At 67.9% G+C, this 14,561-nt stretch carries 11 protein-coding genes; 10 read left to right on the forward strand and 1 reads right to left on the reverse strand.

All coding sequences use genetic code 11. The features are described 5' to 3' along the window. Window position 1: 1 nt before the first annotated feature. Window positions 2-2,200: a GumC family protein gene (locus tag BO221_RS24355; RefSeq protein ID WP_369865497.1), complete on the reverse strand. Its 2,199-nt coding sequence runs from the start codon at window positions 2,198-2,200 to the stop codon at window positions 2-4. A gap of 124 nt (window positions 2,201-2,324) precedes the next feature. Here BO221_RS24355 and BO221_RS24360 point away from each other — a divergent pair, with 124 nt between their 5' ends. The 10 genes from BO221_RS24360 to BO221_RS52685 all read left to right on the forward strand — a co-directional run bounded on the left by BO221_RS24360 (window position 2,325) and on the right by BO221_RS52685 (window position 14,507). Continuing rightward, the gene (locus BO221_RS24360; protein ID WP_073562905.1) at window positions 2,325-3,674 is read left to right on the forward strand and encodes a bifunctional glycosyltransferase/class I SAM-dependent methyltransferase; all 1,350 of its coding nucleotides are present in this window, start codon (window positions 2,325-2,327) and stop codon (window positions 3,672-3,674) included. Continuing rightward, window positions 3,671-4,018 carry a P-II family nitrogen regulator gene (locus BO221_RS24365; protein ID WP_043404635.1) on the forward strand — a complete coding sequence of 116 codons (348 nt, stop codon included), beginning with the start codon at window positions 3,671-3,673 and terminating at the stop codon, window positions 4,016-4,018. The genes BO221_RS24360 and BO221_RS24365 overlap by 4 nt, the downstream gene beginning before the upstream one ends. Continuing rightward, window positions 4,015-5,613 (forward strand): hypothetical protein, encoded by a 1,599-nt coding sequence (locus tag BO221_RS24370; RefSeq protein WP_073562906.1) that lies wholly within the window; start codon window positions 4,015-4,017, stop codon window positions 5,611-5,613. Before BO221_RS24365 ends, BO221_RS24370 begins: the two co-directional genes overlap by 4 nt. Before the next feature lie 174 nt (window positions 5,614-5,787). Beyond that, complete coding sequence (locus tag BO221_RS24375; protein ID WP_073562907.1) at window positions 5,788-7,380, forward strand: hypothetical protein; 1,593 nt, start codon at window positions 5,788-5,790, stop codon at window positions 7,378-7,380. A gap of 48 nt (window positions 7,381-7,428) precedes the next feature. Continuing rightward, window positions 7,429-7,755: a cytochrome c gene (locus BO221_RS24380; protein ID WP_043404627.1), complete on the forward strand. Its 327-nt coding sequence runs from the start codon at window positions 7,429-7,431 to the stop codon at window positions 7,753-7,755. 69 nt (window positions 7,756-7,824) lie between these two features. Next, entirely contained in the window at window positions 7,825-8,019 is a 195-nt protein-coding gene (locus BO221_RS24385; RefSeq protein ID WP_073562908.1) for a hypothetical protein, read from the forward strand. Window positions 8,020-8,140: 121 nt separating this feature from the next. Continuing rightward, window positions 8,141-11,722: a transcription-repair coupling factor gene (mfd, locus tag BO221_RS24390; RefSeq protein WP_073562909.1), complete on the forward strand. Its 3,582-nt coding sequence runs from the start codon at window positions 8,141-8,143 to the stop codon at window positions 11,720-11,722. Between the two features lie 75 nt (window positions 11,723-11,797). Next, window positions 11,798-13,141, forward strand: a complete 1,344-nt coding sequence (locus BO221_RS24395; protein ID WP_083681322.1) for an AAA family ATPase — start codon at window positions 11,798-11,800, stop codon at window positions 13,139-13,141. Continuing rightward, window positions 13,138-13,794: a retron system putative HNH endonuclease gene (locus BO221_RS24400; protein ID WP_073562910.1), complete on the forward strand. Its 657-nt coding sequence runs from the start codon at window positions 13,138-13,140 to the stop codon at window positions 13,792-13,794. Before BO221_RS24395 ends, BO221_RS24400 begins: the two co-directional genes overlap by 4 nt. Beyond that, complete coding sequence (locus BO221_RS52685) at window positions 13,791-14,507, forward strand: ATP-grasp domain-containing protein (RefSeq protein WP_143195655.1); 717 nt, start codon at window positions 13,791-13,793, stop codon at window positions 14,505-14,507. The genes BO221_RS24400 and BO221_RS52685 overlap by 4 nt, the downstream gene beginning before the upstream one ends. Window positions 14,508-14,561: the final 54 nt, after the last annotated feature.

Genomic DNA, 14,561 nt, shown 5'->3' on the forward strand with positions numbered 1-14,561 from the left:
CTCAGGAGACGGAACGCTGCTCGTCCCGCTCGTTGCCGTAGCCCCGGTAGCCATAGCCATAACTCTCGGCCCCGTACCTGCCGCCCTTGAGGTCCACGTGGTTGAGCAGCGCGCCGATGACACGGGCCTTCACGTCGCGCAGCGAGCGGATGGCCCGCTTCGCCTGCTCGCGCTGGGTGGTGCCCGCCTTGAGCACCAGCAGGATGCCGTCCGTCTGCTTGGAGAGAACGAGCGCGTCCGACACGGGCCCCAGCGGCGGGCTGTCCAGCAGGACGCAGTCGAAGCGCTCGCGCAACTTGCCGAGCAGCTCGGAGAAGGCGCGCGTGTGGAGCAGCTCGGCGGGGTTGGGCGGCAGCGGCCCGCAGGGCAGCACGAAGAGGTTGGGCACGTCCGTGGACTTGATGGCGCCCTCCAGCGAGCCCTCGCCCACCACCAGCGAGCTGACGCCCATGTCGTCGGGCACGCCGAAGGCCCGGTGCAGGCGCGGCCGGCGCATGTCCGTGTCCATCAACAGCACGCGCGAGCCCGTCTGCGCCATCACCATGCCCAGGTTGATGACGACGGTGGACTTGCCCTCGGAGGGCCCGGCCGAGCTCACCACCACCGTGCGGAAGGGCTTGTCCGGCGACATGAAGAGCAGGTTGGTGCGGATGGCCCGGCACATCTCCGCCGCCTGCGAGCGCGGGTGGCGGTGGATGTACAGGTCCGCCGGTCCCCCATCATCGGGCTTGAGCGGCGGCATGGCGCCGATGAAGGCCAGCCCCAGCCGCTCCTCCACGTCCGCGCGGCTGGCCACGCTCGCGTCGAGCAGCTCCAGGCCCAGCGCCACCGCCACGCCGCCCATCAGCCCCAGCAGGAAGAAGAGCATGACGGCGCTGCGGGTGTTGGGCCGCACCGGCACCGGGTTGGGCAGCGCCGCGTCCAGCACGCGCACGTTGCTGGTGCGCAACTGGCCCGACAGCTCCAGCTCCTTGAAGCGCTTGAGGACCATCTCGTACAGCCGCTGGTCGTTCTCCGCCTCGCGCCGCAGCTTCTGGTAGGCGATCTCCTTTTCCGTCAGCGCGAAGGCCTCGGCCTTGGCCTGCTCCACGCGCTCCAGCAGCGTGCGCTCGTTGGCCTTGACCGCCGCCAGGTCCGTCTCCGCGCCCTTCACCAGGTTCTCCAGGCTGCGCCGCAGCTCCTGCTGCAACACGGCCAGCTTCCCCTGGCACTCCTGCATCTTCGGGTGCTCCGGCAGGTAGCGCTCGGACAGCTCCACGCACTGGGTGCGCTGCTCCAGCACCTTGTCGCGCAGGTCTCTCAGCGCCCCCTCGTTGGCCGCGGAGAGGCCCTCGGCCCAGTGCTCCGCGTCGGGGCTCGCGCTCTTGCGCAGCTGGCGCATGGCGTCCACCCGCGCCTGCACCGCCGCCATTCTCGTGCGCACGGCGATGAGCTCCGTCATGAAGCTGTCGTAGGCCAGCTTCGCCGTGCTCGGCTGCTGCTCCCCATCCTTGCCCGGCACGGACATCGACAGCACGTCCGCGCCGCGCTTGAACTTGTAGAGGTCCAGCTCGCTGGTGCTGGCGCGAGAGCCCAGCTCGCCCATGCGCTCCTCGAGCCAGACGCTGGCGCCCTCGGTCGTCTTCAGCCGGAGGGCCAGGTTCTCCGCGATGTAGGCGTCCGCGACCTCGTTGGCCAGCAGCGCCGCGCGCTTGGGGTCCACGTCCTCCACGGCGATGCGCACCACGCGCGAGTTGGCCGAGGGAATGACGGTGATGCGCGAGCGCACCATGGCCACCGGGTCCGCCGCGGCCATGGCCTTCTTGCGCGCCTCCTCGTCCTGGATGCCCGCCACCCCGAGGAAGGCCGCGTCGTTGCGCAGGCCCAGCCGGTCCACCACCCGCGACGACACCGCGCGCGAGGTGATGACCTCGCTCTGGGTCTGGTAGTACTCCTTGTTCGCCCAGTAGTTGCCGCGCTCGTCGCCCATGACCTCCTTCACCTCGGTGTCGAGCACCCGGGGCGCGGCGACGTCGATGATGAGCGAGGTGCTGGCCGTATAGATTCTGGGCTGGCGCAGGGTGTGGAACAGGCCCATCAGCATCACCGCGGCCATGACGCCGAGGATGAGCCACTTGCGGCGCCAGACCGCGTGGACGTATTGCATCACGTCCAGCGACGGCTCGGGGGCCTCGGGGGCTTCGTTCGAAGTCTCTTCCACAGCGGGTCAGACTGCCCCGGGGAGCCTGGGGGGTCAATCTTCCCGGACTCGCTCGCAAGCCCTCCTGCCACGCGGTGCACACGAGCACGAGCACCCATGCCCGGCGTGTGGTAGTCACCCGGGCGTGAGCCAGTCCCTCTCGTTCGTCATTCCCTTCACCCCCGCGTCCGCCGCGGACGCCTCCCGCTTCGCCCACAACCTCGCCGCGCGCGGCACCGAGGTCATCCTCGCCGGGGACGGGCCGGTGGACGCGCCCTCCAGGCCCCACGTGCACGTGCTCTCCGGGCTGTCCGGGAAGGGAGCGGCCATCCGGGCGGCGCTCGGCCGGGTGACGGGCGACATCACCGTCCTGCAGGACGCGGACGCGGCCTACTCGCTGGAGGCCTGCGAGGCCCTGTGCCGGCCCATCCGCGAGGACGCCGCGGACGCCGTCTTCGGCAGCCGGCGGGTGCCGAAGCTGGACGCGGAGCAACTGGCGGACAAGGCCCTGGGGCACATCACCCGTTTCGTCACGGACGTGTCGCTGGAGGATCCGCTCTGCGGCCAGCGCGCCTTCCGCACCGAGGCGCTCAAGTCCGTGTCGCTCACCAGCGACGACGAGTCGGTGGACGCGGAGATCGTCGTGAAGCTGTCGGCGCAGCTCTACCGGCTGGCGGAAGTGCCGGTGACGCTGGACGCCGCGCCGCGCCGGCCGCTGGGCGCGCAGCTCGCGCGGCTGCGCACGCTCATGCGCTACGCCACGGTGCAGAACGACGCGGACAACCAGCACGAGGGCTACACCACGCTGGAGCGCATGGACGGCGCCAACAACTACAACGCGTGGCTGGGCCAGCGCTTCCGCGAGCACCTGGGCCGGCGCGTGCTGGAGATCGGCGCGGGCATCGGCACCATCACCGAGAAGCTGGAGCCGGGGCTGGAGCTGCTCATCGCGCTCGAGGTGGACCGCTTCTACGTGGACCGGCTGAAGAACAAGTTCCGGGGCCGGCCGCACGTGCGCCCGTACCTGTCGGACGTGGCGCTCGCCGACTGGGAGTCCCTCAAGGCCGAGCAGCTGGACACCATCGTGCTCTCCAACGTGCTGGAGCACATTCCGGATGATGCCTCGGCCGTGCGCCGCTTCCGGCAGATCCTCCCCGTGAACGGCAAGGTGGTGGTGCTGGTGCCGGCGCTGCCGCAGCTCTTCGGCTCCATCGACGAGGCGGTGGGGCACTACCGTCGCTACACGCCCGAGGCCCTGCGCCAGGTGCTGGAGGGCAACGGCTTCGAGGTGGAGACGTTGGAGTGGATGAACCTGGTGGGCATTCCGGGCTGGTTCATGAGCAGCCGGGTGATGCGCCGCCGCTCGGTGCCGAAGCTGCAGCTCAAGGTGTACGACCGGATCGCTCCGCTCTTGGCGAAGGCCGAGAGTCAGGTGAAGCTGCCGGTGGGAATGAGCCTCTTCGCGGTGGCGCGCGCCACTGGAGGTGCCGGGTGAAGAAGATCGAAGCCATCATCAAGCCGTTCAAGCTGGACGACGTGAAGGACGCCCTCCACGAGGTGGGCGTGCACGGGCTGACCGCGGTGGAGGTGAAGGGCTTCGGCCGGCAGAAGGGTCACACGGAGCTCTACAAGGGCGCCGAGTACGTGGTGGACTTCCTGCCCAAGGTGAAGGTGGAGGTGGTGGTGGACGACGAGATGGTGACGCGCGTGGTGGACGCCATCGTGCGCGCGGCCCGCTCGGGCTCCGAGGGGAAGATTGGAGATGGGAAGATCTTCGTCCTGCCGGTGGACGAGGCCGTGCGCATCCGCACGGGGGAACGGGGTAGCGACGCGCTGTGAGTGCCCTGCCCGGCTCGCGCGCGGTGTACGCGGTGCTGGTGGCGCTGTACGTGCTGCTGTTCCCGTACCACCCCGGCCTGCGCTCGCCCAACGAACTGTGCCGCCTGTGGCAGACGCGGGCGCTGGTGGAGTACGGGACGCTGGACATCAACCGGGCGTTGAAGGACTTCGGTTATGTCGGCGACCTGTCGGTGAAGGACGGGCGGTACTACCCGTCCAAGGCGCCGTTGTTGTCCTTCGCCGCGGTGCCCGTGTACGCGGCGCTGCGGGCGTGGAGCGGCGGCTTCCTGTACGCGGTGCGCGAGGTACCGCTCGTCTTCTTCAGCCGGCTCTTCCTCACGGTGCTGCCCACGCTGGGGATGCTGTGGCTGGTACGCCGCTTCCTGCGAACCTACGTCTCCGAGGCGGTGGCGGACGCGGTGACGGTGACGTACGGGCTGGGCTCGCTGGCGTTCAGCTACTCGCTGCTCTTCATGAGCCACCAGACGACGGCGGTGTTGCTGTTCGGCGGCTTCTACGCGCTGTGGCGGCTGGCGCGCGGCGAGTGGCGTGAGCGGGGTTACCTGGCCGCCGGAGCCTGCGCGGGTGCCACGGTGGCCGCCGAGTACACGGGCGCGCTGGGCGTGCTGGGGCTGATGCTGTACGCGGTGCTGACGGTGCTGTGGCGTGACGAGCCCATGCGTGAGCGGTGGGTGCGCCTGGGCCGGGGCGCCGGGCTGGCGACGTTGGGGGCACTGCCCTTCGTGGTGGGGCTGATGCTGTACCACCAGGCGGCCTTCGGACACCCGCTGGAGAGCGGGTACAAGTACCTCAACGACGCGGCCTACCAGCCGTGGCACCTGGGAGGCTTCCTGGGCATCCGCTACCCGGACCCGCGTGCCTTCTTCCTGTCCTTCTTCTCGCCGCTACGCGGGCTGTTCACCCTGTCGCCCTTCCTGCTGCTCGCGTTGCCGGGCGTGTGGGTGCTGCGGCGCGAGGCCCGCGGCAATGGGGAGATGCGGGCGCACTTGTGGCTCGTGGTGGCGTTGCTCGCCGGGTACACGTACTTCACGTCCTCCTTCTCGTATGACTCGTGGGGCTGGACGACGGGGCCTCGCCACCTGACGGGGCTGGTGCCCTTCCTGCTGCTGCCCGCGGCCCTGGTGCTGGAGCGGTTGAGGACATCGGGCCGTCCGGTGCTCGCGGGCGTGGCCGCGGCGCTGTGCACTGCTTCCATCGTGTTCACGGGCCTGGCCACCTTCGTCAACTACGTGCCCGATGACGTGTCCAACGTGGTCCTCGGACTGGCCGTGCCCCTCCTGAAGGCGGGCTATCAGCCTCCCAATGCGCTCAATGTCCTCGGCGTCTCCAACCCGGAGGCAGGGGTGCTGCTGCTGTGCCTGCTGCTCGGCCTGGCGGTCTGGGTCTTCGTGCGGCTGGGACTGAGCGGAACGGGCCGGGCGGCGATGCTGCCGCTGCTCGCGGGACTGGCGACGCTCGCGCTGTTGGTGGGCGTGCAGACCGCGACGGTGAAGCACCATGGCCCGGATCGGGGCGCGGTAGGATTCCTCGAGAAGGTATGGCTCGTACCGCCGGGCCGGACCCTGGATTTCTAGCTCCCCAATTTCCCCTCGCCCTCCGGGAGAGGGACGGGGTGAGGGTGCCTCGAATCCCGGGTTGAACCATCTGTCCACACTGGAGTCCGTGGGTTGAAGAACAGGGACAAATACCCTCACCCTGACCCTCTCCCGAGGGGAGAGGGAATATCCGGCTGAAAGGGGATAGCGCCCATGATGCAGGCAGAACCCTCACGCTCCTCCCGGCTCCGGATTCCGCCCCTGCTGCTGTTGCTCGCGGGCTTCTGGCTCACGTTCCTCGCCACGTCCTCCGGAGGCTTCGAGAGCAGTGACGCCGAGCTGCGGCTCGCCACGGCACGCTCCTGGCTCGAGGGCCGGGGCGGAGCGATCGACTCCCCCTCCCTGACCGCACAGACGCCCGACGGCAGGCGCTTCAGCTTCTACGGGCCGCTCCAGTCCGTGGTGATGGTCCCCAGCCTCGCGGTGGCGAAGCTGCTGCCCGTCTCGGAGGCCACGCGCGACAACGCGGCGAGGTTCCTCATCACCCTCGTCACCCAGCCCCTGCTGTCCGTGCTCGCCCTCGCCTTCTGCTTCGGCGCGCTGCGCCACCTCGGGATGAGCCACCTCGCCAGTGCCAGGGCCACGGTGGCGGTGGGGCTCGGCACCCTCTTCTGGCACTACGCCCGCATGGGGCAGGAGGAGAACCTGGTCGCACTGGGCTTCAGCCTCTGGCTGTACGGCGTGAGCCGCTACCTGAAGAAGGACGAGTGGGGGCTCCCGTGGGCGGCGCTCGGGGGCTGCGTCGCCATCGCGACCCGGTGGGCCGCGGCGCCCTCGCTGGCCGTCATGGCCGTGCTGACCGTGGTGCTGATGGCCCGCAACGGGTGGGCCCGGGCGAAGGTCCTCGCGCTCTCGGCGGCGCTCTGTGCCGGCACGTTCGCCGGGCTCCTCGGGTACAACTTCCACCGGTTCGGCCATCCGCTGGAGACGGGCTACGGCCTCTTCTTCAAGGACAAGCAGCTGGCGTTCTTCGTCCCCGAGCGGTGGGCCGAGCAGGCCGCCGCGCTCCTGGTGAGCCCCTACCGCGGCTTCTTCCTCTACTCGCCCCTGCTCGCGGCCGTGCTCGTCTGGGCCTTCGTGCGCGCCAGGGCCACCGTGTTCCGCGGCCCCTCGGCTCCACTGAACGTGCTGGCGCTGCTCGTGCTCGCGGGGAACGTCGTCTTCCTCTCGAGCTACTCGTTCTGGGACGGCGGCTTCGGGTGGGGCCCTCGCTTCCTCGCGGCCATCGTCCTCTTCTTCGCGCCCATGCTCGGGCTCATGTTCGAACGGGTCCGTTGGGGCAACGTGGCCCTGGGCCTGGCCGTGGCCACCCAGGTGCTCTCCGTCACACTGCCCGCGACGACGGAGAACCACGCCCGGGCCGCCATCGTGGCCACCGGCTCGCGCACCTGCTCGAGCTGGACGTGCGGCTGCACGGCCATCTGCCTCCGTCCGGGGATGAGCCTCGATGCGCTCGGCAACACGCTCGCTGGCAGGCCTGGCAGGCTCATCGCGCCCCGCGAGTCCCTGGCCCCCGATCAGGTCCTCCTCTCCTCGGACTACCAGACCCTGAACTGGTGGCCGGTCCGGCTCGCCTTCCGGATGCACCTGATGCACCGGTTCGTCGCGCTGGCGCTCTCGGGTACGCTGCTGGTGCTGGCGGCCCTGCTCATGTGGCAGGCCTTCCGCCAGTGGCGGCGCACCAGTCCAGCGCACGAGGGCGGTGAACTTTCACTGGCCGCTGGCCTTCCGCCCAGCCGACACTGAACCCGCGGCCTCGTGCCGTATCGTCGTCCTCCCGAGGAGCCCCCCACGATGAAGATCCGTCTCGCCCTGCTGCTCTCCCTTTCCCTGGCCACCGCCGCCCACGCCGAGGAGGACTCCGTCGCCGAGGTCTGGACGGCCAAGTGCAAGTCCTGCCACGGGCCGGATGGCCGGGCGCAGACCCAGATGGGGAAGAAGGAGGCCATCGTCGACATGTCCCAGCCGGCCTGGCAGCAGGCCCAGACCGACGCCGACATCCGCGAGGCCATCGCCGACGGCTCCCCGCGCAACAAGAAGATGAAGGCCTACAAGGACAAGCTGACCCCTCAGCAGATCGATGCCCTTGTCGCCTACATCCGCGGAATGAAGAAGGGCTGATTCCCCATCGGGCCGGGGGTGAATATCCCTTCAGCCCACGCCGTCCCCCCAACAGGAGGTATTCCCCCCATGCGTCTCCTCACTCTCGCCCTCGTCTCCCTGCTTGCTCTCGCGAGCCTCACCGGAGCCCCGTTCCCGGCCACGGCCAGCACCGAGACCTGGCGTTCTCCGTCCGCGCTCCTGGACGGCGGGGGAAGCGGGGATGGCGGCGACGACGATGACGACAAGGACGACGACGACGAGGACTTCCGGGTCCGGGGCTGAGTAGGAGATTGTAGGCCCGGGAGCCGGAGTGCCTGTCGCAAACTGGCCTCCTCGCTCTTCCGTTGACCTACACGGGTCCGGCTCCTAATTACCGGGGGGGCGCCCCAGGTCGCCCGCTCGGATGGAAACTCCTTTTACCCAGAAGCTCGGTGGGGAGGCGCTCGGTGTGCCTCCCATGGCAGGGGACCCCTTCGCCCGTGTGCTGGAGTTGCTGCGCCCGGGGCAACGTGTCCGCACGCAAGGTCTCCAGGGAGCCGCCCGGGGCCACGCGCTCGCCCGGCTGACGCGCACCCTGAAGGCGCCACTCGTCTGCATCGCCACGGACGAGGAGGCCGCGGATGCCCTCGCCAATGACCTCGCCTTCTTCCTCGGGGGCAAGGGCACGCCCTTCGAGCCCCACGTCCTGCGTCTGCCGGCCGACGAGGTGCTCCCCTACGACGAGCTCTCCCCGGACGCGGATGCCGTCGCGGACCGGCTCGGCGCCCTCTTCCACCTGAGCCAGGGCACGCGCTTCCCCGCGCTCGTGCTGTCCATGCGCGGCCTGCTGCGCAGGGTGCTGCCCACGCAGGTGATGAAGGAGCTCTCCGAGCGCATCACCGCGGGGCAGGACGTGGATCGCGACGAGCTGGCGCGGAAGCTCGCCAACATGGGCTACCAGAACAGCCCGCTCGTCGAGGACCTGGGCACCTTCTCCGTGCGGGGTGGCCTCATCGACGTCTTCAGCCCGCTCTACGAGAAGCCCGTCCGCATCGAGTTCTTCGGCGACACCATCGAGTCCATCCGCGCCTTCGATCCGGAGACGCAGCGCACGGTGGACACGCTCAAGGAGATCATCCTCCTGCCGGCGCGCGAGGTCATCTTCTCCGAGCAGACGCGAGGGCGCGCCGAGGCCGCCGCGCGCGCCGTGGCGGACCGCATCAACCTGCCCACCACGAAGCTGCGAGAACGCCTGGATGCCATCCGCGAGGGCCTGCCCGGCTTCGGCCTGGAGGGCCTGCTGCCCGGCTTCTTCGAGGGAGGCCTGGGCACCGTCTTCGACTACCTGCGCCAGTGGCACCCCGAGCCGCTCTTCTACCTGGATGACCCCATGGGGCTCGAGCGCGTGGCCGAGGACCTGTGGGCGGAGGCGGAGCGCTCGGCCGCGGCCGCCGACGCGGAGCAGGAGCTCACCTATCCGCCGCTGGAGCACTTCCTGACGCGCGCGCAGGCGGAGCAGCAGCTCCAGGCCTTCCGCGTGATGGAGGGCGGGGGCCTGTCGCTCACCCAGGGCGAGGCGCCGCCGGTGCTCTTCCCCTTCGGCACGACGCAGGACGTGCGCGAGGCCATCCTGGCCCACCACGGCGAGGAGGGGGCGCTCACCCCGCTCATCGAACGGCTCCAGCGCTGGCGGGACACGCGGATCGCCTGCGCGGTGGCCTGCGGCACACTCAGCCAGGCGGACCGGCTCAAGCGCCTGCTGTTGGACCGGAACGTGATGGTGCGCGTCCACACGGAGCCGCTAGAGGACGCCGCCAGGCTCTTCGAGCCCTCTGTCTTCGCCCACCTCTTCACGGGCGAGGTGAGCCACGGCTTCGTGGATGGGGCGGGCGGCATCGCCGTGCTCTCGGACGAGGAAATCTTCGGAGCGCGGGCGCGCAGGCGGCCGAGGCGCTCGAAGAGCCTGGATGCGTTCGCCTCGGGCTTCAAGGACCTGAAGGAAGGGGACATCATCGTCCACACCGACTTCGGACTGGGCCGTTACGCGGGCCTGACGAAGATGCAGGTGAACGGGGTGCCCGGGGACTTCCTCGTCCTGGAGTACGCGGGGAAGGACAAGATCTACCTCCCGGTGAGCCGCATGCGGCTCATCCAGAAGTTCACCGGTGGGGACCCCACCCAGGTGACGCTGGACAAGCTGGGGACGACGTCCTGGGAGAAGACGAAGAAGCGGGTGAAGGAGCAGCTGCTGAAGATGGCGGCGGACCTGCTCACCATCGCGGCGGCGCGGCGGGCGCACTCGGGCCACGCCTTCAGCGCGCCGGACCGGTACTTCGCCCAGTTCGAGGCGGACTTCGAATTCGAGGAGACGCCGGACCAGGCCAAGGCCATCGAGGACGTGCTCGGCGACATGCAGAAGTCCGAGCCGATGGACCGGCTCGTCTGCGGTGACGTGGGCTACGGCAAGACGGAGGTGGCGATGCGCGCCGCCTTCAAGGCCACGTTGGATCGCAAGCAGGTGGCGGTGCTGGTGCCCACCACGGTGCTGGCGCAGCAGCACTACCTGTCCTTCAAGAAGCGCTTCAAGGACTACCCGGTGGTGGTGGATGTCATCTCGGGAATGAGGAAGCCCGCCGAGGTGCGGGAGATCCTCAAGCGCGCCAAGGAAGGCAAGGTGGACATCCTCATCGGCACGCACAAGCTGCTGGGTGGGGATGTGACCTTCAAGGACCTGGGGCTGCTCGTGGTGGACGAGGAGCAGCGCTTCGGGGTGAAGCACAAGGAGCAGATCAAGAAGCTGCGCGCGCTGGTGGACGTGCTGACGCTGTCGGCGACGCCGATTCCGCGCACGTTGCACATGGCCATGTCGGGCGTGCGCGAGATGAGCATCATCGCCACCCCGCCGCAGGACCGGCGAGCCATCCGCACCTTCGTGCTGAAGTTCGACGAGCAGACCATCAAGGAGGCCATCGAGCGGGAGATCGCCCGCGGTGGCCAGGTCTTCTTCGTACACAACCGGGTGGAGTCGCTGCCCTCGATGGAGGAGACGCTCAAGCGGCTGCTGCCGAACGTCTCCGTGGGCGTGGCACACGGGCAGATGGGCGAGGGCCAGCTCGAGAAGGCGATGCTGGAGTTCACCGAGAAGAAGCACCAGGTGCTGCTGTGCACCAGCATCATCGAGAGCGGCATCGACATCTCCAGCGCCAACACGATGATCGTCAACCGGGCGGACACGTTCGGCCTGGCGCAGCTCTACCAGTTGAGAGGACGCGTGGGCCGCTCGAAGGAGCGCGCGTACGCGTACCTGCTGGTGCCCACGCGGCGGGTGGTGACGAAGGACGCGCAGCGGCGGCTGGAGGTGCTGCAACGCTTCACGGAGCTGGGCGCGGGCTTCTCCATCGCGAGCCACGACCTGGAGATCCGCGGCGCGGGCAACCTGCTGGGCTCCGAGCAGTCGGGCTCCATCTCGGCGATTGGCTTCGACCTGTACGCGCAGCTGCTGGAGGAGGCGGTGGCCGAGGTGCGAGGCGAGCCGCCGAGGGTGCAGATCGAGCCGGAGATCACCATGCCGATACCGGCGCTCATTCCGGACGACTACGTGCCGGACGTGCACCAGCGGCTGGTCTTCTACAAACGCTTCAGCCAGGCGAGCAATCCGGACGAGGTCCAGGACCTGCGCTCGGAGCTGGTGGACCGCTTCGGCGAGGCGCCGGACGAGGTGGACAACCTCTCGGAGCAGACGCTGCTGAAGATCGACATGAGGGATCTCCGGCTGCGCGCGCTGGAGGGAGGCGCGGGCCGGCTGGTGGTGACGCTGGGCGCGGACGCGCTGCTGGACGGGATGAAGGTGGCGGGACTGGTGCAGCGCTCCAAGGGCGTCTACCGGCTCACCCCGGACATGAAGCTGGTGGTGAAGCTGGGCGCCGAAGTGCGCGGCCCGTCGCTCATCGCCGAGGCCCGGAAGGTGCTGCGCGACCTCCACACCTGCGCGCTGCCGGAGGCGTGACGGCTTGGAGGTACTGGGGCAGGATGCCAACGCCGAGCGGGCTCATGGCTCCTCGGCAAGTGGAGGCACACTTCGATGTCGGAGAAGATGATGCGGGTCCAGCGGCTCGAGTTGACCCACTTTCGTGGCATCCGAAACCTCACGCTCGACTTCCCCGAGAACGTGACCGTGCTCGTTGGGGTGAACGGAGCAGGCAAGACGTCGATTCTCGAGGCACTCCGTGCGTCTCTCGCGTTTCTATTGAAGCTGGTCCAAATGGGTGTCCGCGGAGGAGTGGAAGGCCGTAACCAGCTACGTTTTCGCCAGGAAATAGCCAACTATAATTGGCCAGGCCAAAAACTGCCACTCTACCTCCAAGAGAGTGATATCCAGGTTGGACAGAGAGCTTTATCCCTGACTGTCAATGCGCACACAGATAGGGGTGACCTGGCTTGGAGCATTAAAGGGCAATCGACGCTGCCTGGAGAGATTGGGCTGGACGGTACTTGGAACAAACTCATCGAGCATGCCTTGGAGTTGGCTGCTCGTGTGGAACGAGATCCACTCACCCCGGTTCCGCTCGCCATCTACTATGCCGCCAGTCACAGCGCGAATCGAGACGAGCCGCTCTTCGAGGAGGGAGGAGTCCAGAACCAATTCGCCGCTTACGAACATGCACTCACCGGATCCGGTCTTTCCTCCACTTCAGCTTTCGTTTCCTGGTTCCGGCGGCGCGAGGACTTTGAAAACGAAAAGCGGCTTGATGACGCAGAGTTCCGGGATTCTCAACTCCAAGCCGTGCGACACGCTGTTGAGAAATTGCTGCCCGGATTCAGTGCCCCTCGTATCCGGCGGCAGCCCATGCGCATGGTCGTCCGCAAGGGCGAAGCAGAAGTCGATATCAGACATCTCTCGGATGGAGAGCGATACCTGCTGACCCTGGGCGCGGATATCGCCAGGCGGCTGGCCCTGGCCAACCCCGCAGCCGCTCGACCTGAGTTGTGCAGCGCGATCATCCTCATCGATGAGATCGAGACACATCTACACCCCTCCTGGCAGCGCCGGGTCATTCCAGCCTTGGAAAGTGCATTCCCCAATAGCCAGTTCATCATCACCACCCACTCGCCACAGGTACTGAGCAAAGTCCGCCCAGAATGCATCTACCTGCTCCGTCACGAGGACGGTGAGATCCACGCGATGCATCCCGATGCCTCGTTCGGCCGTGATTCCAACCGCATCCTCGAAGACCTCATGGGTGACGACGAGCGGCCGATCGAAATCAAGCAGATGCTGAGCGACTACTTCCACCTCATCGATCAGGGAAAAATAGACGAAGCCCGCTCACTCCGGCAGAAGATAGAATCGCTCATCGGCTCAAGCGAGCCCGAGTTCGCTCGAGCTGACGCCATCCTACGCACCCGGGAGTTGCTCTCCCGATGAGATCTATCGTCAAGGGGACCGGGTCGGCGGAGTTCTCGGCCTGGAAGAAGCGCAAGGCAACCCACAAGCAGCCTCCTTGGGACAGCACCGATGAGGACTGGCTCGAAGTCAAATCCCAGGTCAAGCAAGCACTTCTGGACGAGCAGGGCTTCGTCTGCTGCTATTGTGAGCAGCGCATCGAAAGTGCGAATTCGCATATCGAGCACTTGGAGTCACGCCACACTTCCCCCAAGCGCGTTTTCGACTACACCAACCTCCTGGCATCCTGCACCAAGAAGAGCCACTGCGGCTCCCTCAAGGGAAGCAAAGCACTTCGGGTGCACCCGCTCATGCCTGACTGCCGGGAGTACTTCATCTTCACCAGCAATGGGACCGTGCAGCCCACGGACAATCCCACGCGTCGTTCGATGGCCGAAGAAGCCATCAAGGACCTGGGACTGGGTATCAGCACGCTGAATGCTCAGCGAAAGAGCGCGATTACCGGCTTCACCCAGGCCTTGAAAGGCATGGACCCGGAGCAGGCACGCGAGGCACTGTCGCGCATCGACGTACGGGATGAGCAAGGGAGGAATATGCCCTTCGCGAGTGCAATCCTCTCCGTGTTCCCACTCCGCCCACCTGCACCCGCCACTCCCAACACAGCTGGGGCATGAAGCCCATGATCGACGGCCTCACGCTGCTCATCCCCGAGAAGGCGGACCCGGAGCGAGATGCGGTCGCTCGGGCATGGCAGGCAAGTGGCGGGGCAGTCCTGCGCATCGACCGTTTCTGGAGTCCGCCCGAGGTGGACCGCCAGCGCGTGCGCCTCTACGGCAACGACACCTTCTGCCTCGTCCTGGCCCAGAAGCTCGGGCTGGAGCTGGTGTCTCCTCCGGATGACCTGCTCCTCACGTTGGACCCGGCGTGGCTCCAGCGCGAGGTGCACGACTCCACCCTGGAGCGCGCCGCGTACGAATCCTTCCCCCGGTTCATCAAGCCGCTCGTCCCCAAGCAGTTCCGCGCCCGCGTCTATCGAGGGCTCGCGGAACTCGAGGAGGAGTGCCGGGGACTCACTGCGGACACCATCGTGCAATCCGCCGAGGTCGTGGACATCCAGGCGGAGGCACGCGCCTTCGTGCTCGGCCAGCAGGTGCGCACGTGCGCGCTCTACGAAGGCGGAGAGGGCTCGGCCCCGGAGGCCGAGGCATTCCTGGGAGCGTTCGCTCGCGCCCATCCGCTTCCCCGAACGTGCGTACTGGATGCCGCGCTCATCCGGGGACGGGGGTGGGCCCTTCTCGAAGCGAACGCCTCGTGGGGGGCCGGCCTCAATGGCTGTGACCCCGCTCAAGCCATCGCGTGCATCGCCGAGGCCACTCGGCCGGTCTGAGACAGCCCGGGAACCCGCCGGGCGCGGTCTCTCCAAACTTGTCCAACTGTTGGA

This window comes from Archangium sp. Cb G35, assembly GCF_001896145.1.
GTDB lineage: Bacteria > Myxococcota > Myxococcia > Myxococcales > Myxococcaceae > Archangium > Archangium violaceum.

What these genes read in the sequence shown, in the direction of transcription:
- BO221_RS24375 (WP_073562907.1), top strand. Translation starts at nt 5,788, where the DNA reads ATGATGCAGGCAGAACCCTCACGCTCCTCCCGGCTCCGGATTCCGCCC.
- BO221_RS24380 (WP_043404627.1), top strand. Translation starts at nt 7,429, where the DNA reads ATGAAGATCCGTCTCGCCCTGCTGCTCTCCCTTTCCCTGGCCACCGCC.
- BO221_RS24385 (WP_073562908.1), top strand. Translation starts at nt 7,825, where the DNA reads ATGCGTCTCCTCACTCTCGCCCTCGTCTCCCTGCTTGCTCTCGCGAGC.
- mfd (WP_073562909.1), top strand. Translation starts at nt 8,141, where the DNA reads ATGGAAACTCCTTTTACCCAGAAGCTCGGTGGGGAGGCGCTCGGTGTG.
- BO221_RS24395 (WP_083681322.1), top strand. Translation starts at nt 11,798, where the DNA reads ATGTCGGAGAAGATGATGCGGGTCCAGCGGCTCGAGTTGACCCACTTT.
- BO221_RS24400 (WP_073562910.1), top strand. Translation starts at nt 13,138, where the DNA reads ATGAGATCTATCGTCAAGGGGACCGGGTCGGCGGAGTTCTCGGCCTGG.
- BO221_RS52685 (WP_143195655.1), top strand. Translation starts at nt 13,791, where the DNA reads ATGAAGCCCATGATCGACGGCCTCACGCTGCTCATCCCCGAGAAGGCG.